Below are 24,866 nucleotides of genomic sequence, written 5' to 3'. Positions count from 1 at the left end.
CGTGTCGTCCGGCGCCACGAAGAACTTCACGATGATGCTCACCCGGGCATCATGCCCGACCGCCCACAACCATGATCGGCCGGACAAGTCCTAGGCGGTCTGATCCCAGGTAGAGGCGTTACCCAAGGAGCTGCACGCCCCAGCCGACGCTGGTCAAGCGATGAGGCTGGAGATGTCGGGGCGCCGGGGGCGCATGCGTCGGGCTGCGTTGGCGATCCTGAAGCTGTTCGCGCAGTCGTATGACTGTCCGTCAACAAGCCTATAGAGTGCTGAAAGATCTAGTGTGGTCACGTACCGTCACGCAAAGAACGTGTTCAATGCTGATCGGTTAGCTTGATGGGGGCTGCATCAGCAAGGGGGTGGAGTGCTGACGGGTGGGGACCTGCCTGACCTACTGACAGATCTGCGCATCAGTCCGCTTGTGGTGCTGCCGCACAGTCATCAGTACTGCGATTCGCGGCGTTGTTCGCGCGTTGGGGTCGTAAAGGCGCGCCATGCTGACTTCGCTCACACTGGGTGTCGGAGGTGTTGGCAGGTTGGTGAAGCCCAGGGGGTGAGGGAGCGACTATCGCGCTTCCGGTCGCTGACATTCTCGACAACGTCACGTGAACTGCAGCGCCAAGGGGTTGCGCCCCGAAAACCGATCAGGTGTCAAACAAGGCCTGGCGAGGCTGCCGGACCGTGCGGCATCATGCCAGTCAGGCAAGAGCTATGGTTGGAAGAAGTACATGTCGTCTAAAACTACGGTCGCCCGTGCGAGCGTTGCCACTCACCACCCCTCCCTCCTCTTGATGAGGAACACGCCCGCCCGGCTTGCGAGCGTGGAATTGTTTGCCGGCGCGGGCGGGCTTGCGTTGGGTTGTCAAGAGGCTGGCTTCGACCCGCTGGTGACCCTGGAGTTGGACAAGTGGGCCTGTGACACGGTGCGCCAGAACCAGGCCCGGGGGCACGAGCTCGTCGCGAACTGGCATGTCGAGGAAGGCGATGTACGGGACTTCAACTGGTCCCGCATCACCGACGAGGTAGACCTCCTCGCCGGTGGCCCGCCGTGCCAGCCGTTCTCCGTCGGCGGCCGTGGCAAGGCAGACGACGACGAGCGCGACATGTTTCCGGCTACGGCGGAGGCGGTAGCCCGTCTGAGGCCTCGCGCGTTCATCATTGAGAACGTGAGAGGACTGGCACGTCCAAGGTTCGCCGATTACTACCAGTACATCCAGGCCAGGCTTTCGGTGCCGCGACTAGGCGCGGAACCCGGCGAACTGTGGACGGATCACCTGCAGCGGCTCCAGGCGGCGTGCAAGAACTTTGGCAAGCAAGAGCTGTCCTACCGGGTCACGCCCGCCTTCGCCAATGCGGCGGACTACGGAGTACCGCAGCAGCGACAGCGCGTATTTCTGGTCGGATTCCGAAGCGATCTGGACGTGACCTGGGAATTCCCACAGGTCACGCACTCGAAGAGAGCGTTGCTGCATTCCCAGTGGGTCACTGGTGAGTACTGGGAGGAACACGAAGTGCCAAAGTCGAAGCGTCCAGAACGGCCCAACATTCCGATACCCGTGGAACTGCAGCCGGGCGAGGCCAAAGCACGCTGGCGCACCATACGCGATGCGCTGGTCGGTCTCCCCGAGCCGACGCTCACGGGTGCTACCGGCGTCCTCAACCATGCCCTTCAGCCCGGAGCTCGTTCCTACCCGGGCCACACCGGTAGCCCAATAGACTGGCCAGCTAAGACGCTTAAAGCCGGGCGTCACGGGGTCCCTGGCGGCGAAAACATGCTGCGCGAAACGGACGGCTCCATACGCTACTTCACGGTTAGGGAAAGCGCCCGCTTGCAAACCTTCCCTGACGACTACGAGTTGCACGGCCCTTGGGGCAAGGCGATGCGTCAACTGGGCAACGCAGTGCCCGTCGAGCTGGCGCGGGTCGTGGCTGCCAGCGTTCATGCCGCCCTGCGCGCGGAGGGGTCCAAGTCATGACAGAGACGGAGACGCGACCCAATACCCTCAACCTGACACCGTCCCCGCGGATCTTGGAGATGATCGCGGAGGTCGATCTCCAACTTCACCAGTGCTTGTGCGAGTTGATCGACAATTGCCTGGACGAGCTCATTGAGGCCATCCGTGTGGATGAGACGTTGGAACCTCGAATTGACGTCACCCTGCCTACGGCGGGCAAGGCGAACAGGGGGGCCAAGGTCGTTGTGAGTGATAACGGCCGGGGGATGTCTCCGACGGAATTGCGGCACGCTCTGAGCGCCGGCACGTCCGGTAAACAACGATTTGGCAGCCTCGGCCTTTTTGGCATGGGCTTCAACATCGCCACGGCTCGCCTTGGCACAGTGACGGAAGTCCGTACCGGACGACGCGGCGACGACCAATGGATCACTGCCACTATCGACCTTAGAGCGATGCAGCAGCGGTCGTCGTACGAGGTCCCCCTTCGTTATGATCCGAAGGATCTCGACGAGCACGGCACTCTCATCTCCGTGACGAACCTTCGCGAAGATATGGTCGACAAGCTGAGGTCGGCGAGTTCGATCCGGGAGGTGAGCAAGAACCTCGGGCGGATCTACACCTACATGCTGCGTGATCCTGGTGGTCCTCATTCAGGCGCGGAACTGATGGGCGGTTTGAACCAGCGCCTGTACGTCAACGCCCGCCATGTGCCCCCTCTCATACCATGCATCTGGGACCCGAACCGGTCGGTCACCTACAAGGCCGGGAACGTGCCCGCTGCGGAACCGATCGACGTGCCACTTACCAACGCGTTCGCGTGCATGAACTGTGGCCGCTGGTACACCTCAAGGTACGACCAGTGCGTTGATTGCGAGAATACTGACATCCAGGAGCAAGAGCGCCGGATCGTGGGGTGGCTGGGCGTCCAGAGGTTCGCCGACAAGTCCGATTTTGGTTTGACCTTCCTTCGGTACGGCCGCGCGATCACGACCAGGGACCGGTCACTGTTCGACTGGGAAGGGCCGGAGGGGGACATCGAGCTGGAGTATCCGATCGAACTCGGTATGGGCCGCATCGTCGGCGAGATCCATCTCGACCATGCGCCGGTCAATGTCCGCAAGACCAACTTCGACACATCGTCGCCGGAATGGCGGTACATGGTCGACAAGGTGCGAGGTTCCCTACCTTTGCGCCCGCAGCTCGCGAAGCGCCTCTTCAATCGTGAGAACGACGCCCCGATGAGCCGCTTCTTCAACGCCTTCAGGGAGAACAAGCCGGGTCTCCGGTACCTCATGCCCGGAAATGGCAGCACGGCCATCCATACTGAGACCAAGAGATGGGCACAGAAGTTCCGCAGCGGGGATCCTGAGTATCAGACCGACGCGAAATGGTACGACGCCTCAGTCGATCATGATCGGGTCAAGAACGGACCACCGCCGGAGCCGGCCCCTCCCTCTGACGAGGATGACTGGCTTAAGGAGGAGGGGCTCGGGCATCTGGGGGCGGGAGCGGCCGACTGCCCTGCACCATCCAAGGATCAGAAGAACTCGGGCGTAACCGTAGAGTCACTGCCGGAGACCGAAGAGCAACGCTTTGCGAGGTACAGAGAGCACGCGATGCTGCTTCCCGACACCGACCGTGAAGTTCGCCTCGGTACAGCCCAGGCGTTCCTTCGTGTCTATGTCACCACCGGAGTCAAACTGATCAAGGACGGCAACCGGCAGCCGGCCGTGGTTCGGATCGTGGCTGGCGAGGTGGAGATCTACGTGGATTCCGATACGGCGCTGATTGCACGGTACGGGTGGTCTCCACTGAACGTCGCGCTCTTGTGTGCGGCACCGCAGTTGAAGAGTGTGTACTCCGTGTCGGTCTCCATCGATGGATTGGTCACCTCGATCCTCGAGCAGTTCCCGGACCGGCGAGTTGACTCCAGCGCGGTGCGTAGCCGCGCGGAGATGCTGCTGGAGGGCCTGCGGGAGCGGCTCGCCGACCTCGCGACGAAGGACGCGTCCACCTTCTGGTCCGCACTATCCGGCGAGTCGAAGCGGGCGGCCGAGTCGTACGCCATCGCGGTGGCACCGGACGTCAATTGGAAGGCTGCGGTAGACAGCGGCGAGTTCGCACGTTACCTGGGCGCCGATGGCCTCCTCGATCTCGTTACGAACAGTCCTGAACTGGTGCTGGATGGCGGCTTGTTTCGTAGCACCTATGCGGCATTGGGCGAGAAGACGCAAGCGGACCAAGTGGCCCGCGTCAGCGCCTTCCTCACTGACCTAAAGCGGATGGTTGTGGGTCCACCCCTTCAGAACACCCTAGAGTTGTCCCGCTTGCTCCTTACGGCGGACCTGCTGGACTCGGAGATCGTCCAGGCATGAACCGATCATTCCTAGAGCCATCTTTCCTTGTCGAGGAGGGGCCGAAGGGCTTCACGCGCCAGCTGGAGCGGTTGCTCGGCCTGATCTCGTTCACGGACGTGGTCAACATCGATGGTCCGGGAGACAAAGGTGCTGATCTTCTTGGTCGACTCAACAACGAGGACTGGGTCTTCCAATCCAAATGGAAGAAGTCGGGCAATGTGGATCGCGAGGCTGTGGACGAGACACACGCAGCGATGCGGCATTACGCCATCCACCGCGCGGTCGTAGTCACCAACCGACTGTTCACGCAGAAGGCCAGGGAGCGAGCGGATGCGCTGAGGGACGTCGGAGTCAACGTGACTCTCTGGGATGGCCGACGCCTGGCGACGATATACGATCATGCTCCGCAGCGAGTCACACCGTTCGACCTCCATCCCTATCAGGACCGTGCCGTGGAAGCGGCTTGGGCCGCTCTAGAGGAAACGGGCGAGGCACTCATTTACCTCGCCACGGGCCTCGGCAAGACGGTGGTTGCCGGCAGGGTGCTGCGACGATTCCTCCTCGCCAACCCAGGCTCTAAGGTGTTGGTCACCGCGCACATGATCGACCTCGTGGAGCAACTCGAACGGGCGATGTGGCGGGACGTCCCCAAGGACGTACCGACTCGCCTGTTGCACGGCGACTCGAAACCGGACTCCCTGCCAGGTGTCACCTTCGGCGTATCGAACACTGCGCGTGACTATGTCCAATCGGGTTACGACCCTGAGTTGGTGATAGTGGACGAGGCGCACCACGTGGGAGCGGCCGGGAACTATGCCACCCTGATCGGTTCGCTGCCAAAGGCCAAACGCATGGGAGTGACGGCGACGCCATGGAGAGGCGACAAGTACGACATCGAGCGCACCTTCGGTGAAGCAGTCGAGCGGGTGTCCATCTCGGAGGGCATGAGACTGGGCTACCTCGCCGACGTGAAGTACCGCGTGTTCGCTGACAACATTGACTGGGACTTCGTCCGCCATGCCTCCGAGCACGGCTACTCCATCAAGGACCTGAATAAGCGTCTCTTCATACCCGAAAGAGATGAGTCGGTCCGGCAGCATCTTGAGAAGGTCTGGGACCAGACCACGAACCCACGCGCCATTATCTTCTGTCAGACGATTGAGCACGCCGAGCGGATGCGTGACCTGCTCGCCCGTCGGCCTGGCTGGGAGCGATCCGAGACGCTGCACGCCAAGCTCAAGATGCGGGAGCGCCGGACACGACTGCTCAGGTTCCGCTCAGGAGAGGTGCCAATCCTCGTTGCCGTAGACATCCTCAACGAGGGAGTCGACGTGCCCGACGTCAACATTCTTTGTTTTGCCAGGGTGACCCACAGCCGGCGGATCTTCGTGCAGCAGCTTGGCCGTGGACTGCGTCTTCGAAAGGGAAAGACACACGTAGCTGTCCTGGACTTTGTTAGCGACATCCGGCGACTGGCTGAGGTGTATGACATGCACGGACAGGCGTCCGAGGGCGAGATCGAGCAGGTGTCTGTCGGGCGAAATCAGTTCGTGTTTGAGGACTTGAGAGTGAAGGGACTCCTAAATCAGTGGATGGCTGACGTGGGTGATCTGGGAGGGGCCGATGACAGCGTCCGTTTGGAGTTCCCGCCCATCGAGGGGGTTTGATGGTGGCGGCCCTTCCGGAACCAGTCCGCTTGGAGATCTTCGCAGAATTGGCGCGTCACTTCGACGCTGTGCGTTGGGAGGAAGTTTCCCCACCTGCGGCAACGGAGTTGTACGACCGCTTCGCTAAGGACCCGAAGATTGGTGGGCGCCTCGCTCGGTTTATGCCCACGGAGAAGATACGTCCCTGGATCAAGGACGGACCGGCGAAGCAATACCGCAGAGCGCTTGAAGGGCTCGGGCCCATGGCTCAGATGACGTCACGGGAATACCCCGGTCCGCGCTCCATAGTCCGGCTCGCACTAGGCGCGGGTTGGACTCCTCGTGCTGAGACATTGGATGTGAAGCCAATGAGGTGCTTCGCTGATGGTCCCGGCGGTGGGGCGGCCTTCGTTACATGGGGCCCGATGAACAGCCTTCAGGGTATGGTCTGGCACGCGTGCCTACGCCGCGCGGAGTCCGAGTCGCAATCGATCGTTATTGCCATCACCAAACCCAACCCGGCACCGCTGCCTGACGACGACTGGCAGCTCGCGCTCTCGCTAGCCAGTATCTTGGGAGCGCGATGCAAGCAGGTCACTTACGCAGTCTCTCGGAAGGCGATGGCTGGCTTGAGGACCGCCTGATCACTTCTTTCTCGATTTCATTGGCCACCTCGACCGGGTTAGCGTGCTCCCAGAAGCGAAGAACGGTCCATCCCGCCACCGAGAATTCTCTAGTAGAGTCTTTATCGCGCCGTTGATTCTCAGCGACTTTAGCCGCCCAAAACTCCTTCCGGTTTCCCTTTGCCGGGCGGAAGTGCTCCGGACAGCCGTGCCAGAAACACCCATCGATCAGGACGGCGACCCGCTGCCTAGTGAAGGCGATATCGACAGTCCGCCGCAAGGTCGACACAGGCCTAAAGTTCACCCGGTACCGGAGACCGCGCCGATGCAACTCCCGACGCACTTTCATCTCGGGGGCAGTGTCTCGCCCTCGGATTCGGGACATACGCGCACTGACGACCGGGTCCACACCGGCAGACATCCGACTCCCTCACTCAAACGTTTGGACTCAAGTAGTGGCCTCTTGGACACGTACATCAAGACGCTGACGAGATCGATAGTCCTCGTGATTATCGACATGTCAAGCAGAGATCCTGGCCGCGGAACCTCCGTGGCGGCAGTTGGCTTGACCTCGTCAACCCAACGCCCTCCCCAGCTCCCATCCCGTCTGCCGTCGACCCACACACCGTGGAGCAGGCGCGGTGCCGGGCGTCCAGGTGGAGCGCGCCACTGTACGAACGACCTGGACGCCCGGTGCCGTGTCTGCTCGGCTCTGCCTGGGTCGACGGCAGACGGGATGGGAGCCCCCACCGCCACACCCCACCGACCGGCACCCGCGTACGGCCCCCTCCATCCCGGAGCCTGAGCGCCCCCGCCGGAGGCATCGTGTTCAGCCGCACTCGCCTACCGCCTCGGCCGCATCGTGGGTTCGTCACCCATCAACCCGAGCTGTCAGGCGTGCGGACGGCGGCCGGGCTGGAGCGGGGCGTAGACAGGAGCGCAGGCCCGGGCGACGGGCCGCGCGCGCCGCGCAGTGCGCGGCGGGTGCCTTGATGAAGTAGAGAAAGTCTTATCGCGCTGTGGGTCTCTGGCCTCAGAGGGCTATCGGCTTGTAGGACAGGGCTCTGTCGACGATCTGCTCTGCTGTCGGGTCAGGGGTGGAAGGCCAGTAGATGTAGTCGCTGATGTGGGGGCAGCCCAAGCCTTGGTGGAGGGCGTCCAGGATCTTCGTCGCCTCCTCGTCGGAGGGCTCGGCGTTCATCAGGCGGCTTACGAGGGTGATGGCCACATCTCGGGTCATCCTCGGTGCGTAATGCTGGGTCACTGCTGAGTGATCAGGTGGCGGCCGTCGTGGCTGCGGACGTGGGGGCCGTTGTCGTCCAGGGCGTCCAGGAGGCGGATCGCGTAGACCTCGGACATGCGTTCTTCGATCTCCGCCGGCGTGAGCCAGTCGACCGCGGTGGACTCGTCCGACGTGCGCTCGGTACCGCCGGAGGGCTTACAGCGGAAGACCAGGGCGACGATGCCTCGGGTCGTGTTCTTGTAGACGCCCGTCAGTTCGTCGACCTCGACGTGGATGCCCGTCTCCTCCAGGACCTCGCGGGCTACGCCTGCTTCCGGGGCCTCTGTGAGTTCGAGGACGCCGCCCGGGAGTTCCCAAGTGCCGTTGTCCGCTCGGCGGATTGCCAGGAGTCGGCCGTCTTCGCGCACGACGGCTCCCGCCACCGACACCGAGTGGAGTGGCGTTGACTTTGCTCCGGCGCTCCCATTACTCATGTACAGGAGCATATGAGAGTGGGTAGGACTGTGGGAACTCCAGCAGGAGCTGGCAGAGCCGTACCTCGGTACGTGCAGATCGCGGACGAGATCGTCCAGCAGATCCGGGCGGGCGTCCTCAAGGCCGGCGACATGGTTCCGAGTGAGTCGGAGCTCGTCGAGCGGTACGGGGTTGCTGGCGGGACGATCCGTAGGGCCATGGTCGAGGTGCGGGCCAGCGGGCTCGTCGAGACTCGGCACGGTAAGGGTTCGATCGTGAAGGATCGGCCTCCCGTACGGCTTCGGTCCTCGGATCGGTTCCGGGCTTCGCATCGGCGGGGCGGTAAGGCTGCCTACCTCGCCGAGTCCGAGCAGTCCGGTGCCACCGCGAAGGTGAGCGTTCTCTACATCGGGCCCATGGCCGCGCCGGCTGATATCGCTGAGCGGCTTGGGGTCGACGAAGGCACGCAGGTGCTCGCGCGGCGGCGGCTGTACTTCCGGAACGGGACTCCCGTCGAGACGGCTTCGTCGTACCTGCCGTGGGACGTCGTGAAGGACATCCCCGAGCTGTTCGCCGAGAACCCTGGGCCTGGTGGCATCTACGCCCGGCTCGAAGATCACGGCCACGCCTTCACCGAGTTCGTCGAGACGCTCCAGGCCCGGCCGGCCTCGAAGGCGGAGGCGTCCGAGCTGGCGTTGAGTCCGAGCGCCCCGGTGATCCATCTGCTGCGTGACGCGGTGACCGAGGAGGGCCGTGTCGTGGAGGTGTGCGACACCCTCATGGCCGCTGACCAGTTCGTCTTCCAGTACCGGATCACCGCGACCGACTGACGCTCGCTCAACTCCTCACAACCCGCTGCGGTTTGTTCTCCGTAGCGGGTTGACTCATATACAGGAGTCGGGCACTCTTCTTCATGTCACTCATGTACATGAGTGAAGGAGTTCAACATCTTTAGAGGAGTGTTCTGCCGTGCGTCAGATCCCCGTCGACACCTCCGCCGCCCTCGTGATGGTGGCCCAGCCCCCGACCCCGAAGATCGCGAACCGCCAGACCGGCGAGATCGCCACCGACCGTGAGACCGGCGCGACGCTGATGACCGTCGACGTCATGTTCGTGATGGACGGCAACGCCGAGATCCTGAACCTGACCGTGCCCAAGACCGGCATCTCCGAGGAGCTGGCCATGGGTACCCCGGTCGCCCTGACCGGAGTCGTCGCCCGGCCGTGGGAGAACGAGTTCAACGGCCAGAAGCGTCACGGCATCAGCTTCCGCGCCGTCGCCGTCACCTCGCTCGCCGCCTCCGCCGCGCAGGTGGCCTGATCATGACCGCCTTATGGGTCACTCTCGCCCTGGTCGCCACGGTCGCGCTGCCGCTTCGGTGGCAGCGGCCAGCCTGGTACTGGATGTCCTTCGGCGTCCTCTTCGCCGTCGTGCGGGTCCTGGTCCGGTACTCGTCCGTCATGGACGCGTGCGGACTGACCGTCCCTCCCCCGCGCTGGCGGCTTGCTCTGGCCCGTATGACCGGGCGCCCGGTCCCTGACTCAAAGGCACCGCGGATTCTCCGGCTGCGGCCTACGCGGACCGGCCTGGTGCTTCGGGTGAAGCTCCGCCCCGGTCAGGACGCCTTCGACTTCTCGGCCGCTTCGGACCGTCTTCGGCACTCCTTCGTCATGCGGAACGTCACCACCCGCGAGATCCGGTCCGCCGTCGTCGAGCTGCGGATGACCGGATACGACGTGCTCAAGCGGGTTCAAATGCCCGCTCGTTCTGGTGGCGGAGTGATGCGCGTGCCGGTCGCCATGCGGGAGGACGGAGAGGTCTACTACCGCGACTACCGGCAGATCCCCCACGCGCTGAACGTCGGCGCCACGCAGTCCGGCAAGTCCGTCTATCAGCGCAACCTCGTCACCGCCCTCGCCGGGCTCGACGTGGCCCTGGTCGGGATCGACTGTAAGCAGGGAGTTGAACTCGCGCCGCTCGCACGTCGGTTCACCGCGCTCGCCGATAATCCCGACAGCGCTGCCGACCTGCTCGACTCGCTCGTCGAGCACATGCAGGAGGTCTACCAGCTCATCCGGCGCGAACAGCGGCTGAGCGCCGACACCCCTGATGCGGAGATCACCGCCGACATCTGGGACCTCCCTGACGGTCTCCGGCCGACGCCGATCGTTCTCATGGTCGACGAGGTCGCCGAACTCGCCCTGTTCGGAACTAAGGACGAGGAGAAGCGGCGGGACCGGATCATCACCGCCCTCATCCGCCTCGCCCAGCTCGGCCGCGCCGCCGGCATCTACCTGGAGATCTGCGGACAGCGGTTCGGCTCGGAGCTCGGCAAGGGCATCACCATGCTCCGCGCCCAGCTCACCGGCCGCACTGCCCACCGCGTGAACGACGAGACCAGCGCCAACATGGCCTTTGGCGACATCGCGCCGGACGCCGTACTCGCCACCGTCCAGATCCCCACCGACCGACCCGGCACCGCCGTCGTCGGCGACTCCTCCGGCGGCTGGGTCCGCATCCGTACCCCGCATCTCACCCTGCGGCGAGCCGTGAACCTCTGCAACGCCCACGCCTCCCGCACCCCTGAGATCCCCGCGCTGGACGCCTTCCGTCCCGCCCTGCCGAGCCTGTCCAAGACGCCGCCGGCCGCGACCAGCACGGTTCCCGTCACTGCCTGACACACCCCGCCTCACTGCCGGTGCGACCGTCTCGCGCCACGTCCCTACCCCTCCCATGCCTGAAGCCGAAAGGAGGTCCCCCATGAAGCCCACCACGCTGCGGCCGGACGCCGTCCTCGTACAGGCCGTGATCGCCGGTGCCCTGTCCTTCGCCCACCTGCACGACCTGGCCGAAGCAGCCGGCCAGAGCGGATGGAAGGCGTGGGCCTACCCCGTATCGGTCGATCTCCTGCTCGTCGCCGCCTGGCATCGACTGCGTGCGCTGCGGTCCGCCGGCGAATCCGCCCGCTCGGCCTGGACGTGGTTCGCCGTCGCCTTGGCCGCGTCCCTGGGCGCGAACGTCGCCACGGCCGGCCTGCTCGACCTCACCGACGTGCCCGACTGGCTGAGCGTCCTCGTCGCCGGGTGGCCCGCGCTCGCCTTCCTCGGCGGCACTCTCCTCGTCCACACTCCGGCCGTTCCTGCGCCGACGGGCCACTCCACGAAGCCCGCGGCCGTGGACTCGGTCATCGAGCGAAGCGACTCGTACGAGCCGGATGCCAGTCCCGCGACCGCTCCCGCACCGTCGCAGGCGTTGCCTGCTGTCGATCCGGAGCCTGGGCCCGTACGCGCCGCCGTCGCGGTTCCCCCGGCGCTCGTCGCCCATGCCCGGAAGGTCGCGGACGACCACCACGCCCGCACCGGCCACCCGATCGACACCGACACCCTGCGGGCCCGCCTCGGTGTTCCGCCCCCGATGGCCGACGCCATCGCCGCCCAACTCGCCTGAGAGGGAGATCAGATCATGCGCGACTCGACCCGGCGTGTCCTGGAACGCGCTGCCGAACTGACTCGGAGCAACCACCTTGTGGAAGCCATGGCCACCGCCGAACCGGTGATTTTCGACGCCGACGAGTACGAGTCGGCCGAGATCCGGCAGTGGCTCACGGACCACGCCGACGACTTGACCCGGGAGGTCTGAGCCATGGCCGCTCGTGACCACTTCCACTCCGTGATGCGGATCGGCCCGGTGCAGATCGGCACCCATCGCGACCGCCGCGGCCAGGCCAAGTACGCCGCCGTCTGCACCGCCGACCGCTGCGGCTGGTCCTCCGACTACTCCAGTTCCTCCGCCGCCCAGCTCGCGGCCCGTACCCACCGCTGCCGCCTCGCCGACTGAACGGACCCGCCCATGGACGTCCCGCTCTGGCTCGCCCTGATCGTCGTCGGCGGCCTCGGCATCAAGCTCATCCGCCCGCCCTGGTGGCTCGTCGCCGTGATCCTCCTCGGCGGCTACCTCCTCGCCGACAGCGTCCTCGCCCCGCTCATCGACCCGATCGCCAAGTAGGGAGAACCGCCATGTTCCGGCCTCGTATCCCGGTCAACCCGATCCCGACCGGCACCGTCATCCCGCTCGTCCAGGCCGCGCCCACGACGGACGTCGAGCCGTCCACCTGCACCCATCACCACGTTCCGGTGACGCCGGTCGCGCCGCAGCCGCAGGTCCCGGCCGTCCGCCTCACCCCGGCCGGGCTCGTCACCGTCGTCGCCGGCGGCGCCGGGCTCGTCCTGATCGTCGGCACGGTCCTGGTGTCCATGCTCCTGGCCGTCGCCGTCAGCGCCGCCTCGGTCGCCGTCTGCGCCGTCGTCCTGCGCTCGCTCCTCAACGGCCAGCACAAGCGCCGCTAGCCGGGCTCCCGGGCGGCTCAACCGCCAAGTCTCCGCCGCCCGGGCGCCCTCCCATTCCAGCCCAAGAGAACCGGAAGGCACCGCCCATGATGACCGACGACCGCCCCGAAACGGGCCCGGTCAACGCCACCCGCTCCACCCCTGTCCCGACCGTCGGCAACCTGGACCCGGCCACCCTCGCCGACGCACTCCGGACCGCCGGCTCCCCTGGCTTCGACCGCTGGACGGAGCAGATCCACAGCACCGGCGGCTGCTCCCACCCCATCCACCTCCAGGGCTGGACCCTCACGCGGGACAAGACCACCGGCGAGACCCTGCACCGTTACTCCACCGACGGAGAGCCCGGCGGCCGGCTCCGGATCGCCTGCGGCAACCGTCGTGCCTCTCGTTGCCCCACCTGCGCGTGGACGTACGCGGGCGACACGTACCACCTGATCCGCGCCGGCCTCGCCGGAGATGACCGTCGCGACATCCCCAGCACCGTGCGCGATCACCCCCGCGTGTTCCTGACCCTCACCGCCCCGTCGTTCGGGCCCGTCCACAACCGGCCCGGCACCCGGCCCTGCCGCTGCGGCACTCACCACCCCGAGGGCGCTGCCGAACTGGGCACCCCGCTCAACCCTGACTCGTACGACTACGCCGCCGCCGTGCTCTTCAACAACCACGCCGGACAGCTGTGGCAGCGCTTCACCACCCGCCTCCGTCGTGAGATCGCCGCCGCTGCCGGTCTCTCCCAGCGGGAGTTGAAGGAGGTCGTCCGGCTCTCCTACGGGAAGGTGGCCGAGTTCCAGAAGCGGGGCGCCGTCCACTTCCACGCGGTGATCCGCCTCGATGGACCCGACGGGCCCGACGCCCCTCCCCCGTCCTGGGCCACGACCGAACTCCTCACCCGAGCCATCCAGGCGGCCGCTGCCCACGCGTACACGACCGTCACCGTCCCCGCCACCGGCGATCAGCCGTTACGCCGCCTTCGCTGGGGCACCCAGCTCGACATCCGGCCCGTCAAAGCCTTCGGCGACGGCTCCGACATCACCGAACAGGCCGTCGCCTCGTACATCGCCAAGTACGCCACCAAAGCCGCGGAGACCACCGGCAGCCTCGACCGCCGCGTCGGCAACCGTGAGGCCCTGGTCCTCCTTGGCGTCCCCGACCACACCCGCCGCCTCGTCGAAGCCTGCTTCGACCTCGACCCGCTGTACCCGGAGCGCCGACTTCTCGCCTGGGCCCACATGCTCGGCTTCCGGGGCCACTTCTCCACCAAGTCCCGGCAGTACTCCACCACCCTCGGCGAACTCCGGCAGACCCGCGCCGACTACCGCGCCGCCCAGGAGCGCGCCGCCCGCGGCCTCGACGACATCGAGCCGGACACCGTCCTCGTCCTCACCTCCTGGGCCTACGCCGGCCAGGGCCACTCCCCCGGTGAGGCCGCCCTCACCGCCTCCATCGCCCGGGACATACAGCTCAACCGTGAGACCGCCCGTGAAGCCCTACGCGACCAACTCGCCCTGGAAGGAGCCGCAGCATGACGACCGCCACCGCTGAGCTGCTCACCGTGCCGGAGGTCATGGCGCGGCTCAAGCTCGGACGCTCCACCGTCTACGACCTCATCCGCTCCCGCCGCCTGGTCTCCCTGACCATCGGCCGGTCGCGCCGCGTCCCCGCCGACGCCGTCCGGGACTTCATCGACAACCAGATCGAGGAGGCTGCCTGATGGCCGCCCAGCGCAAGCGCAATCCCAACGGAGCCGGCACCATCACCCAGCGGTCCGACGGCCGCTATCAGGCCGCCGTCTACGTCCTCCAGCCCGACGGCACGCGGGCCCGCAAGTTCGCGTACGGCAAGACCTGGGCCGAGTGCGACACCAAGCGCCGCGCGCTCCTCGACAAGGTCGACAACGGCGTTCCCGTCCCGACCCGTTCGATGAAGCTCTCCGAGTGGCTGCCGTACTGGCTCGACAACATCGTCAAGCCTCGCCGCAAGAAGACCACCGCAGCCAAGTACGAGGTGCACGTCCGGCTCTACCTCGTCCCGATGATCGGCTCCAAGCGACTGGAGTCCCTCAGCGTCGCCGACGTCCGCCGCCTCCTCGTCCAGCTGGAGAAGAAGACCAGCGCCGCCACGGCCAAGGAGTCGCACCGCGTCCTGCGTACCGCCCTCACCGCCGCCTGCCGTGAGGAGCTGGTGACCCGGAACGTCGCGACGCTCGTCGAGCCGCCGACCGTGACCGCCCGAGAACTCTCCCCCTGGTCCCTCGATGAGACGCTCGACTTCCTCGCCGCTGCTCGGAAGGACCCGCTGTACGCCGCCTTCGTGCTCGCCATCGCCCTCGGCTTCCGCCGCGGTGAGGTCGTCGGCCTCCGCTGGGAGAACGTCGACCTCGACAAGCGGGAGATCCGGGTCAGGACGCAGCGGCAGCGGGTCGCCGGTGAGGTGTACGAGGACGACCCCAAGGGGCGCCGGCGCAAGCAGACGCTTCCCCTCCCGGCGATCTGCGTCGCTCCCCTGCGGTGGCAGCGTCTCAAGCAGGCTGCCGCCCGCGAGCGTGCCGGGGAGAAGTGGACGGAGACCGGGTACGTCTTCACCACGCGCACCGGCCAGCCCATCGAGCCGCGGAACCTCTACCGCTCGTTCACCCGCGTCGCGAAGAACGCCGGTCTCCGCGTCGTCCGGCTTCACGACGCCCGGCACGGTACGGCGACGCTCCTCACCGCCGCCGGTGTCCCGCCCCGCGTCGTGATGGAGATCCTCGGGCACAGCCAGATCGCCGTGACCATGAACGTCTACACCCACGTCGTCCAGGACACACAGCGTGAGGCCGTGAGCCACATGGATCGGCTGCTCAGGAGCCGTCCCCGGGCTTAGGTCCTTCAAGTGCAGATCGCCAGCTCGGCTGATCGGCTGCCCAGCGGAGGACGGCATCACGGACTGCGGCCTGGGAAGCTGACCGCGCCCCCTCGCGCTCAGCGGCCGTGCCCGCTTGGTGAACCACCTCGTAGGTGTCGTCCTCGTCCAGCAGGACTTGGATGTACCAGTCGCCCTCATCGTGGTCCGTCAGCCGCTGGAGAAGCAGGTGTTCCCTGTGCCGCAGCTCGGCAAGCATCGCCTCGATGGTGGGGGCATCGGGGTCACGGACCGGCCGTCCGCTGGCGGCCAGCGCGACAAGCTTGAGCGGTCCGAGTCCCTCCTTCTGATGCCTGTCCCGGAGCCACCCCTTCTCCTGGCCGGTCAGGAGAACTGGCGGTACGGGGGGCCCGTCAGGGTTGTAGACGGCTATGGGGTCTTCCGGATCGGACCACGAGCCCACCGTCCACAGGCGGTACGTATGGACACCGCCCTCGACCAGCGACACCGCGAGGATTTCCGGCGCGGGAGGACCAGGAATGCAGCGCCCCACGTCCTCCCCATACGGACCACCGTGGAAGATCGCGTGCATCCAGCCCTTCGGAGGTCTGCCGGTCGTGTCGAAAACGTCCTCCACCGTTCCCCCTTCGACGGAATCCCCGCCCCGACGCCCCCAGGGCCCTGATGACCACGGACGTTGATGTCAGATGTAGATGTCAAAGGCCCCTCGCCAAGATCGGCGAGGGGCCTTTCCACTGGTGGGCGCGGACGGTTTCGAACCGCCGACATCTGCTTTGTAAGAGCAGCGCTCTACCCCTGAGCTACGCACCCGGGGAGGAAGCAACAGGGTACATGGAGCGGGGGCGGGTGGGGCAAACCGGTTGGGGGGTGGGGGTAGCACCAGGGTGGGGTGGGTGGGTTGCCGGATGGGGGGTGGGGGTGGGGGCTCGTACGGTCGGGGGGAGGGCTGGGCGAGGAACGGGGATAGCTGTGGGGCGTGGGGTGCGGGTGTGGGCGGCGGTCGGTGGGGTGTTGGTGGCGGGTGTGGGGGTCGTGGGGTGTGGGGCGGCGGATGTGGCGGGGGCGCCGGTGGAGAGGAAGGTGTTCGCGTTCGAGGGGGAGGCGTTGACGGTGGACGCGGACGGGTCGGAGGTGGTGGTGACGGCCGCGGACGTGGCGGGGGTGCGGGTGGAGCGCCAGGTGGACGGGTGGGTGTTCATGGGGGCGGGACCGGAGGCGAGCTGGGGGCTCGAGGGCGGGCGGCTGACGTTGCGGGTGGACTGTTCGGGGGTGGCGTCGCGGTGTGGGGCGGTGCACCGGATCCAGGTGCCGCGCGGGGTGGCGGTGACGGTGGAGGCCGATGACGGGGACGTGACGGCGGAGGCGTTCGCGACGCCGCTGAAGGTGCGGTCGGACAACGGGGACGTACGGGTGCGCAGGAGCGGTGGGGCGCTCGATCTGGGGACCGACAACGGGGACGTGGTGGTCGAGGGCGGGGTCACGTCGGAGGAGGTCGTGGCGCGGTCCGACAACGGGGACGTGCGGATCGCGCTGGGGGCGGTGCCGCGCCGGGTCGACGTCGTCACGGACAACGGCGACGCGACGGTGGCGGTGCCGAGGGCGGTGTACGAGGTCACGGGGGCCAGTGACAACGGGGACGTACGGCTCGACGTGCCGCGGGGCGAGGGGGCCGGGCGTTCCGTGAGCGTGCGGACCGACAACGGCGATGTCGTGGTGCGCACGGTGAACTGACCGGCCCGTGTGTTCGTCCTTACCGGGTGGGAGAATGAACCCGGACCGGGCACGGCGGACACAGCACGGGAGAGGTACGTGGCGGCGAGCGATACGAGGGACAGCGCGGCGCCCAGGACGACGTCGACGTTCCGGCTGGCTCTCGCGTTGCCGCTGCTGGCCGCGGCGCTGCTGCCGGGGGCCTTCGCGGGCGGGGGGACGAGGCGCTGGTTCGGCGGACGCGGCGAGAGCCAGCGGGCCGAGGCGCAGGCGGCGAAGGACGCGGCCGCGGCGGCGTTCTACGAGCTGGACACCGCGCAGCGCGGGCTGCGGATCTCCATCGAGACGATCACGGCCGTGGACGGCTCCCCCGAGGCACGCCGCGCCGTCGAGGGTTTCGAGGCGCTGGGCCGGCGGATCGACGAGGTGAGCCACGCCTACATCGAGGCGGTGGACGCGCACGATCTCGACCGGGACGAGCTGGACGCGGCGACCGCGAACCGGGCCCGCGGCGAGCTGAACCGCGCCAAGGAGGAGCTCGACCGGGTCAAGGGCGAGTTGGACCGCTTCGAGGAGGGTCTCGCGCCGCTCCTGGGGAGCGCCGAGACGCAGCTGGCGCGGCTCGCCCCGGCGGTCGAGCGGGCGCGGCAGGCGCTGCGCGGGGCGAGCGGGGCCCTGGACGCGGTACGGGAGGGCGGTCTGCGGGCCGACGACCTCGCGCTGCGCCTGGCCCAGCTGGGGCCGGAGCTGACCCGGCTCAACGAGGGTGCGGGGCGGCACGGCGTCGCCGAGACCCTCCAGCGAGCCGACAGCGTGCTGCGGGACGCCGAGGCGGTGCGCGCGGAGGCCGAGCGGCTGCCCGAGCGGGCCGCGGAGATCGACCGCCGCCTGGTGTCGCTCCGTACCCGCACCGAGGCCCTCACCACCCGTACCGGTGGTGTCGAGCCCGTCCTGTCGGAGCTGCGCCGCCGGTTCTCGGCCGCCTGCTGGCAGGACCTCCAGCACGTCCCCGAGCAGGCGGCCGAGACGCTTCGGCAGGCCGGGGAGCGGCTGGCCGAGGCCGGTGCGGCGCGGGCCGACCAGCGCTGGCCGGACGCCACCTCGCTGCTCTCCACCGTCCGCGCCCTGCTCGACTCGACCGACGAGGCCGTCTCCGCCGCCGGGGACCGGCTGCGGCGGCTGGACGCCGTCGCCAAGGACCCGACGGCGGAGGTGGACCGCACGCGGTTCGCGGTACGGGACGCGCAGCGGCTGGCGATGGCGGGGCGCAGCACCCCCGATCCGCGCCACGCCCGGCCCCTCGACGAGGCCGTCGCCCGCCTGGACCGGGCGGTGGGCTCCCTGGAGAGCGGCCGTCACCCCGACTACTGGCACTTCCTGACCGAGCTGGAGGCGGTGCGTGCCTCGGCCGCGCGGGTCGTCGGCCTCATCCGGGAGGAGCGCGGCGCCGGCCACTGATGCCGGGGCCGTCCCGCCGTTAGCCTGTCCCCATGCCTCGTTACGAATTCCGCTGCCGCACCTGTGGCGACACCTTCGAGCTCAGCCGTCCGATGGCCGAGTCCTCCGACCCCGCCTCCTGCCCCGCGGGGCACGACGACACCGTGAAGCTGCTGTCGGCCGTGGCCGTCGGCGGCTCCGGCGGCTCCGGCCCCGCCCCGAGCTCGGGTGGCGGCGGGGGCGGCTGCTGCGGCGGAGGCTGCTGCGGCTGACCCCTGGAGGGGTCCCACGGCGTGGACCGGGGAAGGCCCGGGAACCCTTCGGGGGGCCCGGGCCTTCCCCGTGCGCGACCGGCTCGGTCGGGCCCGTCCGACGGTTCGGACCGGCGCGCGGCCGGGCCTTGCTCCACGGGAAGCCCGGACCGCGCGGGCCGCTCAGACCGTCGCGGCCGCCCGGAAGCGGCGGAGGATCTCCTCGCCGGCCGCGACGCCGCGCTCGGCGAGGACGTCGAGGTGGGGGGCGGTCCAGTCGCTGTCGGCGAGCTCGCCGTGGCCGGGGCGCCAGGCGCGGTCGGCGGCGAGGAGGAGGTCGGCGTCGAGGAGGGAGTCGCCGGCGGCGAGGGTGAGGGTGGCGCCGGTGCGGCGGGCGACCTCGCGGACCGCGGCGCTCTTGGTGAGCGGCTTGGGGACGGCGTACACCTTGCGTCCCTGGAGCGAGACGGTCCAGCCGCGCTCCCCCGCCCACTCGCCGAAGCGGCCGAGCCAGTCGGCGGGGAGGCGTTCGCGCTCGACGACGAGGTAGGCGAACAGGTCCTCGGCCACCCGGTGCTTGCGCACCCAGGAGAGGTCCGTGGTGGCGGTGAGGTAGGCGCGGATCTCGGAGAGCGGTGCGCACTCGTCGGAGAGCCGGCGGAGCACGGAGGCGTGCCACTCGCGGTCGGAGACGCCGTCGACGAGGATGTGTCCGCCGTTGGCGCAGATGGCGTATTTCGGTGCCGTGCCGGGGAGTTGGATGCGCTGGTACTGCTTGCGCGTCCGGGTCGTGGTGGGGACGAAGACGGTCTCGTCGCTGAGCCGCGCGAGGAGGTCGGCGGCGTCCTCGGTCATGTAGGAGAGCGGCTTGGACTCGTGGACCTCGACGCAGAGCAGGCGGGGCGCCTGGGCGTCGGGCATGCCGAGGGAGAGGGCGGCGGTGGAGTAGATCAGGGTGCGGTCGAGGTCGCTGGCGACCAGCGTCGTGCCCGGGGCGGTGGTGGTGCTCACTGGGGCACCACCACCTTGCCGTCGGCGCCCGTGGCGCCTCTGGTGAACCGGGGGTGTATCAGTCCGACGCAGCTGTAGGGGAGTTCGTCGACCTCCTCCACGGGCACGCCGCGCTGTTCGGCGAGGAGGCGGATGTGCGCGAGGTCGGCGTCGGCGCCCCGCTTGGCGAGGATCTTCCAGGGGACGCGGCGGAGCAGGACGCGGGTGGTCTCGCCGACGCCGGGCTTGACGAGGTTGACGTCGTGGATGCCGTACTCCTCGCTGATCCGCTCGACGGCCGCCCAGCCCTCCCAGGTGGGGGTCCGGTCGGTGGCGAGGAGTTCCTTGACGTCGGTGTCGACGGTCGCGGCGACCTCGTCGAAGCGGGCGGCGACGGCGTCGAGGAACTCGGTGGAGACGTCGGCGCCGGCGAGCTCGCGGTAGAACTTGGCGCCGTGGAAGTCGTCCGGCCCGACGAGGTCGGCGCGGAGCACGGTGCGCGAGATCAGGCCGGAGACCGTGGAGTTGAGGCAGGCGGAGGGGATGAGGAAGTCCTCGCGGGTGCCGTGGACGCGGACGCAGGAGCCGGGGTCGGCGAGGACGGCGATCTCCGGGTCGAAGCCGGTGATCCCCTCGGCGGCCTCGAACTCCTCGATGGCGTCGGCGAGTTCGCGGGTGATGGCGCCCTTGCCGGTCCAGCCGTCGACGAAGACGACGTCGGCCGGGTCGTGGTGGGCGGCGAGCCAGCGCAGGGCGTTGGCGTCGATGCCGCGGCCGCGCACGATGGACACGGCGTAGTGCGGGAGGTCGAGGCCGTGGCGGTACCGCGCCCAGCGGCGCATGAGGACGCCGACGGGGGTGCCGGCCCGGGCCAGGGAGACGAGGACGGGGCGGCGGCCGGACCGCTCCTCGAGGACGGTCTCGGTGACCGTGCCGACCGCGCGGGCGATGCGGCCGGCGGAGCTGTCCAGGGCGCTCCGGAAGAGCTCCTGGTAGCGCTCGCTCGGCTGGTACTCGACGGGGAGCGACTCGGCGTAGTGCGCGCCGCCGCTCTGGATGGCTTCCTCGCGTTCCTCGGTGGGCGCCTCCAGCTCGACGTCCGAAAGGTCCTGGAGCAGCCAGCCGACCTCCTCGGGGGCGTACGAGGAGAAGGCGGGGCCGCGGAGGGGCTCGGGCAGCATGGAGCTCCTTTCGGGAGCTTCGGAGACCGTGGGCGGATGCAGGGTGCCCGTGGACGTGTGCGGGGTGCCCGGGGGCGCGTACGAGGAGCTCGTGGGCGCGTACGGGGTGCCCGGGGGCGTGTACGAGGGGACGACGGCGAGCACGACGCGCGGGATGTGCGCGGCGAGCCGGGCGAGCAGGCCGTCCGGGGCGTGCAGGGCCGGGGTGTCGGCGGTGGAGTCGACGACCGCGACGACGGCGTCGAAGCCGGCGCCGGCCACGTTGTACGCGTAGCGCTCGCCGGGGCCGTCGGCGGGGTCGTCGTGGGCGGGGAAGACGAGGCGGGTGCGTATCGCGTAGCCGGGGTCGTCGACGGCGAGGACCGGGGAGCGCGTGGTGGTGGAGTACCGGACGTCGTGCCCGGCGTCCTCCAGGGCGGTGCCGAGGCGCAGCGGCGCGTACATCAGCTCCTCGAAGCCGAGGACGAGCACGCGCGGCGCGGCGGGCGCCGGAGCGGAGACCACGGCGGGCACCGGACCGGACGCGGCGGGTTCCGGACCGGCGGCCTCGGCCGCTTCGGGGCCGGTGGCCTCGGCCGCTTCGGGGCCGGTGGCCTGAGCGGGCTCCCGGTCGGCGGCTGCGGCGGACCCGTGACCGGTGGCCTGAGCGGGCTCCCGGCCGGCGGCTGCGGCAGGACCCTGACCGGTGGCCTCCGGGATCCGACCAGCCGCCTCGGCTGGTGACGGTTCCCGCAGGGCCCGCGCGATCCTGCTCGCCATGGCGGGGAGGGCGGCCTCCAGGCCGGTGCGGTGCTCGGGCGTGAAGCCGTGCCGGCCGCCGTCGGGGAGGCCGTCGGGCCAGTCGAGCTCGACGCGCACGGGGGCGGCACCGGCGGTCGGGGGCGGGGAGGCGGGCGCGGCGTCGCGGCGCTCGTGGGCGGCGACGAGGGCCTGGCCCTTCTCCAGGACGCCGTCGGGGAGGCGCACGGTGCCGGCGGCGCCGGAGACGAGGTCGAGGCGGGCGCCGATCTCGGCGGCGAAGGCGTCGAGCCGGCCGAGGTCGGCGGCGGAGCGCATGTCGACGAGGGCGACGACGACGTACCGGTCGCGCGGGTAGCGCGCGTGGAGGGAGCGGACGGTGTTGAGGACGGTGTTGCCGGTGGAGAACTCGTCGTCGACGAGGACGAGCGGTCCGTCGCCGGCGAGGAGCCCGGGGTCCTCGGGCAGCAGCAGGTGGGAGGTGGCGTGGGAGTGGGACTCCTCGAAGCCGCCGGCCCGGGCGACGCCGGCCACGGGCCGCCGGGTGGAGTGGAGGTACGGGGCGAGGCCGAGGCCGTCGGCGACGGCGTGCCCGAGGGCGGTGGCGGTCTCCGCGTAGCCGAGGACGACGGCGCGGGCGGCCTCCTCGTCGCCGAGGAGGGCCCGCACGCGTCGGCCGAGGTCGAGGCCGGAGCCGTACACGACCGAGGGGCGCTGCGGCACGTGCTTGCCGAGCACGCTGGAGACCAGCAGATGCGCCCGTTTGGGGTTGCGGCGCAGTGCGAGGCCGAGCAGGGCCGGCAGCTCCTCGTCGCCGATCAGTTCGACGCCCAGTCGCTCCGCGACCCACGTTCCGGTCCACACCACGTCGTCGACGTCCCTTCGTCAGCCGGCCAGGCCGGCGGTGAGCAGCTCCACGAAGCCGACGTCCTCCTTGGCGACGCCGAAGACCTCGGCGCGCTGGAGGATGCGTTCGGCCCACGCGCGATGCGGCTTCACTTCGTTCATCTTGTTCGTGTAGGCGGAGCGGAGCACGCCGCCGCCGCCCTGTTCGGGCCGCAGGATGTCCTGGGCGTCGCTCCACTCCTCGTGGCTGACCACGGAGAGTGCGTGCACCGGCACCACGTGGGTGGGGTGGATGCAGGTCTTGCCGAGGAGGCCGTTCGCGCGGTCGAGCTCGATCTCGCGGAGGAGCCCGTCGAGGTCGTGCTCGATGAGCGCGGTGCGCAGGTCCTCGGCGCTGCCCTCCAGGAAGGGGCTGCGCCGCAGCTGCGGCTTGAACATGCGCTCGCCGGGCCGGAAGTACTCCCAGACGGGTCCCGTGATGGTGAATCCGGTGCCGTCGGAGCGGCCGAGGACGTTGACGACGTCGGCGATGACGTGGGCGACGATCTTGACGTCGTACGCGGTCATGTCGGGCGAGCGGCGCAGTCCGTAGGCGGAGCAGAAATCGGTGACGCCGAGGCGGAGGGCGAGGATCCGGTCCCGGTACTTGTCGGTGATCGAGGCGATCCCGGCGAGGGTCTCGGCCCGGGTCTCCAGGTGGAGGAGTTCCGGGGACTCCAGGACGGGCATGGCGAAGAGGCGCCTGCCGCTGGTCCGCTCGGCCTGGAGGAGCGCCTCCAGGAAGGCGTGGCCCCGGTTCTCGGTGAACTTGGGCAGCACGAATCCGGACAGCAGGCGAACCGTTTCGCCGAGCCGGGAGACGAGCTCCGTGATCTGGCGCGGTTCACGCACCCGGATGAAGAGCAGGGGAACGTCCGTGGCGGTGTCGGCGTCCGTCACGGCACCCCCCGCGAGGTCGGCGAACTGGCGGACGAGGTTCTCCTCGCCCGCCTGTACGTCGCCGTCGCCGATGGAGTCCTCCAGGCAGAGCACCATGGAGACGACGCCGCGCGCGGCCTGCTTGCGCACGTCGTCGGCCAGCCGCGGCCGGGTGGCCGGGCTGTACAGCGTGGCCCCGAGCGCGACGGCGAGCGTCCGCGCGGGTGAGTCGGCCGTGAAGCCGGCCGGCTCGCGGTGGAACAGCCCGGCCCGTGTCGCGGACGGAATGTGTCCGAAATGACGCATATAAGTCCCCTGGCTGCCTCTCTGGGCCCTGACGACATGTGGCCGGTAATAGTACGTAGGTGCGGGTGTCCGTAGTTCCCTCGGTGCATGAAATTCAGGTAACTCGTCAGCATCCGTCGTCTCGGCCCGGTATCGGTGTCGCCCCCGCGTTGTCCACGGGTCGGCCGGGAGGGCAGGATGACGGTCATGACGCACGCGATGCTGAAGGGCTCCAACGTCCCTCTCGACACCGCGGCCGTACGGGCCGTGCTCCGCTGGACCCCGGGCCCCGGGGTCCCCGACGTGGACGCCTCGGCCCTGTTGCTGGGGCCCTCCGGGCGGGTCAGGTCCGACGAGGACTTCGTCTTCTACAACCAGCCGCGCCACCCCTCGGGCCTGGTGCGGCGGCTGCCGAAGAAGCGGGTCGCCGAGGGCCTGACGGACACCGTGGAGGCCGATCTGGGCAGCCTCGACGGTTCGGTCGACCGGGTGGTGATCGCGGCCTCGTCCGACGGCGGCACCTTCCGCTCCGTCCTCGACCTGCGGATCCTGCTGTACGACGCCACGGCCGGGCCGGAGCGCGAGCCGCTGGCCCTTTTCGACGTGACGGCGGAGACCGGCGAGGAGACGGCGGTCATCTGCGGCGAGCTGTACCGCCGCGGGGACGGCTGGAAGTTCCGCGCGGTGGGCCAGGGCTACCCGACGGGCCTCATCGGCCTCGCCACCGACTTCGGCATCTCGGTCGACGAGGACGCCGCCCAGGAGGCCGCGCAGGACGCCCAGGAGGCCGCACCGGGCTCCCCGGACGCCTTCCCGGCCGCCCCGGACGGCGGCTCGCCCGACACGGACCTGACCCTGGTCCACACCCCGGCGCCCGTCCCCCCGCAGCCGACGGTGCCGCCGGTCCCGGACCGGGCGCCCGCCTACGGCTATCCGCAGCCCGTGGCCGCCGCCGAGCAGCAGCCGGCGCCCGACTTCCGCATGCCGCCGATGGGCCCCCAGTTCGTCACGTCGTCCTGAGGACG

Annotated in this window: 25 protein-coding genes and 1 tRNA gene; 18 read left to right on the top strand and 8 right to left on the bottom strand. The window is 69.0% G+C overall.

The annotated features are described in order from the left end of the window. The first annotated feature begins 791 nt into the window (after positions 1-791). From ACZ60W_RS22120 to ACZ60W_RS22110, 3 genes are read left to right on the top strand one after another with little or no spacing between them, the layout of a single operon-like run. Positions 792-1,976 carry a DNA cytosine methyltransferase gene (locus tag ACZ60W_RS22120; RefSeq protein WP_469757050.1) on the top strand — a complete coding sequence of 395 codons (1,185 nt, stop codon included), beginning with the start codon at positions 792-794 and terminating at the stop codon, positions 1,974-1,976. Beyond that, a complete protein-coding gene (locus tag ACZ60W_RS22115) occupies positions 1,973-4,330 on the top strand; it encodes an ATP-binding protein (protein WP_469757049.1) in 2,358 nt (785 codons plus the stop codon). Before ACZ60W_RS22120 ends, ACZ60W_RS22115 begins: the two co-directional genes overlap by 4 nt. After that, on the top strand, positions 4,327-5,979 hold the full coding sequence (locus tag ACZ60W_RS22110) for a helicase-related protein (RefSeq protein WP_469757048.1): 1,653 nt from the start codon (positions 4,327-4,329) through the stop codon (positions 5,977-5,979). The genes ACZ60W_RS22115 and ACZ60W_RS22110 overlap by 4 nt, the downstream gene beginning before the upstream one ends. A 573-nt stretch (positions 5,980-6,552) precedes the next feature. Here ACZ60W_RS22110 and ACZ60W_RS22105 read toward each other — a convergent pair. The 3 genes from ACZ60W_RS22105 to ACZ60W_RS22095 form a co-directional block, all read right to left on the bottom strand. Then, positions 6,553-6,966, bottom strand: a complete 414-nt coding sequence (locus ACZ60W_RS22105; RefSeq protein WP_469757054.1) for a very short patch repair endonuclease — start codon at positions 6,964-6,966, stop codon at positions 6,553-6,555. Between the two features lie 648 nt (positions 6,967-7,614). After that, positions 7,615-7,821 (bottom strand): e9imm peptide, encoded by a 207-nt coding sequence (locus ACZ60W_RS22100; protein WP_469757047.1) that lies wholly within the window; start codon positions 7,819-7,821, stop codon positions 7,615-7,617. Between the two features lie 20 nt (positions 7,822-7,841). Continuing rightward, the gene (locus tag ACZ60W_RS22095) at positions 7,842-8,309 is read right to left on the bottom strand and encodes an NUDIX hydrolase (protein ID WP_469757046.1); all 468 of its coding nucleotides are present in this window, start codon (positions 8,307-8,309) and stop codon (positions 7,842-7,844) included. Here ACZ60W_RS22095 and ACZ60W_RS22090 point away from each other — a divergent pair, their 5' ends adjacent. The 11 genes from ACZ60W_RS22090 (at position 8,310) to ACZ60W_RS22040 (ending at position 15,485) form a co-directional block, all read left to right on the top strand. Beyond that, the gene (locus ACZ60W_RS22090) at positions 8,310-9,107 is read left to right on the top strand and encodes a GntR family transcriptional regulator (RefSeq protein ID WP_469757045.1); all 798 of its coding nucleotides are present in this window, start codon (positions 8,310-8,312) and stop codon (positions 9,105-9,107) included. Positions 9,108-9,246: 139 nt separating this feature from the next. Beyond that, positions 9,247-9,597, top strand: a complete 351-nt coding sequence (locus ACZ60W_RS22085; protein ID WP_469757044.1) for an SCO3933 family regulatory protein — start codon at positions 9,247-9,249, stop codon at positions 9,595-9,597. A 2-nt stretch (positions 9,598-9,599) separates the two neighbouring features. Beyond that, complete coding sequence (locus ACZ60W_RS22080) at positions 9,600-10,955, top strand: FtsK/SpoIIIE domain-containing protein (RefSeq protein WP_469757043.1); 1,356 nt, start codon at positions 9,600-9,602, stop codon at positions 10,953-10,955. An 82-nt stretch (positions 10,956-11,037) separates the two neighbouring features. Then, positions 11,038-11,724, top strand: a complete 687-nt coding sequence (locus ACZ60W_RS22075; RefSeq protein WP_469757042.1) for a DUF2637 domain-containing protein — start codon at positions 11,038-11,040, stop codon at positions 11,722-11,724. Positions 11,725-11,739: 15 nt separating this feature from the next. Further along, the gene (locus tag ACZ60W_RS22070) at positions 11,740-11,916 is read left to right on the top strand and encodes a hypothetical protein (RefSeq protein ID WP_469757041.1); all 177 of its coding nucleotides are present in this window, start codon (positions 11,740-11,742) and stop codon (positions 11,914-11,916) included. Positions 11,917-11,919: 3 nt separating this feature from the next. After that, positions 11,920-12,114: a mobile element transfer protein gene (locus ACZ60W_RS22065; RefSeq protein ID WP_469757040.1), complete on the top strand. Its 195-nt coding sequence runs from the start codon at positions 11,920-11,922 to the stop codon at positions 12,112-12,114. 12 nt (positions 12,115-12,126) lie between these two features. Next, positions 12,127-12,282: a hypothetical protein gene (locus tag ACZ60W_RS22060; RefSeq protein ID WP_329278351.1), complete on the top strand. Its 156-nt coding sequence runs from the start codon at positions 12,127-12,129 to the stop codon at positions 12,280-12,282. Between the two features lie 11 nt (positions 12,283-12,293). Then, positions 12,294-12,623 carry a SpdD-like protein gene (locus ACZ60W_RS22055; RefSeq protein ID WP_469757039.1) on the top strand — a complete coding sequence of 110 codons (330 nt, stop codon included), beginning with the start codon at positions 12,294-12,296 and terminating at the stop codon, positions 12,621-12,623. An 89-nt stretch (positions 12,624-12,712) separates the two neighbouring features. Next, positions 12,713-14,149 (top strand): replication initiator protein RepSA, encoded by a 1,437-nt coding sequence (gene repSA, locus ACZ60W_RS22050; protein ID WP_469757053.1) that lies wholly within the window; start codon positions 12,713-12,715, stop codon positions 14,147-14,149. Further along, the gene (locus tag ACZ60W_RS22045; protein WP_184929959.1) at positions 14,146-14,334 is read left to right on the top strand and encodes a helix-turn-helix domain-containing protein; all 189 of its coding nucleotides are present in this window, start codon (positions 14,146-14,148) and stop codon (positions 14,332-14,334) included. The genes repSA and ACZ60W_RS22045 overlap by 4 nt, the downstream gene beginning before the upstream one ends. Next, on the top strand, positions 14,334-15,485 hold the full coding sequence (locus ACZ60W_RS22040; protein WP_469757038.1) for a tyrosine-type recombinase/integrase: 1,152 nt from the start codon (positions 14,334-14,336) through the stop codon (positions 15,483-15,485). The genes ACZ60W_RS22045 and ACZ60W_RS22040 overlap by 1 nt, the downstream gene beginning before the upstream one ends. Here the strand turns inward: ACZ60W_RS22040 and ACZ60W_RS22035 are convergent. After that, a complete protein-coding gene (locus ACZ60W_RS22035) occupies positions 15,463-16,101 on the bottom strand; it encodes a hypothetical protein (protein ID WP_469757037.1) in 639 nt (212 codons plus the stop codon). The genes ACZ60W_RS22040 and ACZ60W_RS22035 overlap by 23 nt on opposite strands. A gap of 119 nt (positions 16,102-16,220) precedes the next feature. Further along, positions 16,221-16,295, bottom strand: a tRNA-Val gene (locus tag ACZ60W_RS22030). Between the two features lie 270 nt (positions 16,296-16,565). On the opposite strand from ACZ60W_RS22030, the gene ACZ60W_RS22025 reads away from it, so the two are divergent. From ACZ60W_RS22025 to ACZ60W_RS22015, 3 genes are all read left to right on the top strand, one after another. Next, a complete protein-coding gene (locus ACZ60W_RS22025) occupies positions 16,566-17,216 on the top strand; it encodes a DUF4097 family beta strand repeat-containing protein (RefSeq protein ID WP_469757036.1) in 651 nt (216 codons plus the stop codon). A gap of 135 nt (positions 17,217-17,351) precedes the next feature. Beyond that, positions 17,352-18,653, top strand: a complete 1,302-nt coding sequence (locus tag ACZ60W_RS22020; protein WP_469757052.1) for a hypothetical protein — start codon at positions 17,352-17,354, stop codon at positions 18,651-18,653. 32 nt (positions 18,654-18,685) lie between these two features. Next, positions 18,686-18,904: an FmdB family zinc ribbon protein gene (locus ACZ60W_RS22015; protein WP_469757035.1), complete on the top strand. Its 219-nt coding sequence runs from the start codon at positions 18,686-18,688 to the stop codon at positions 18,902-18,904. A gap of 162 nt (positions 18,905-19,066) precedes the next feature. Here the strand turns inward: ACZ60W_RS22015 and ACZ60W_RS22010 are convergent, their stop codons facing one another. The 3 genes from ACZ60W_RS22010 to ACZ60W_RS22000 are packed head-to-tail and all read right to left on the bottom strand — an operon-like array spanning position 19,067 to position 23,862. Then, the gene (locus ACZ60W_RS22010) at positions 19,067-19,894 is read right to left on the bottom strand and encodes an HAD family hydrolase (protein ID WP_469757034.1); all 828 of its coding nucleotides are present in this window, start codon (positions 19,892-19,894) and stop codon (positions 19,067-19,069) included. After that, complete coding sequence (locus ACZ60W_RS22005; RefSeq protein WP_469757033.1) at positions 19,891-22,659, bottom strand: phosphoribosyltransferase; 2,769 nt, start codon at positions 22,657-22,659, stop codon at positions 19,891-19,893. Before ACZ60W_RS22005 ends, ACZ60W_RS22010 begins: the two co-directional genes overlap by 4 nt. An 18-nt stretch (positions 22,660-22,677) precedes the next feature. Beyond that, positions 22,678-23,862, bottom strand: a complete 1,185-nt coding sequence (locus ACZ60W_RS22000) for an HpcH/HpaI aldolase/citrate lyase family protein (protein WP_469757032.1) — start codon at positions 23,860-23,862, stop codon at positions 22,678-22,680. 177 nt (positions 23,863-24,039) lie between these two features. Here ACZ60W_RS22000 and ACZ60W_RS21995 point away from each other — a divergent pair, with 177 nt between their 5' ends. Beyond that, positions 24,040-24,861: a TerD family protein gene (locus tag ACZ60W_RS21995; RefSeq protein WP_469757031.1), complete on the top strand. Its 822-nt coding sequence runs from the start codon at positions 24,040-24,042 to the stop codon at positions 24,859-24,861. The last annotated feature ends 5 nt before the right edge of the window (positions 24,862-24,866 follow it).

The sequence above is a fragment of the Streptomyces sp. NPDC104202 genome (assembly GCF_055584185.1).
Note: the sequence above shows the minus strand (reverse complement) of the source record. Positions and strands in the feature narration are given on the sequence as shown.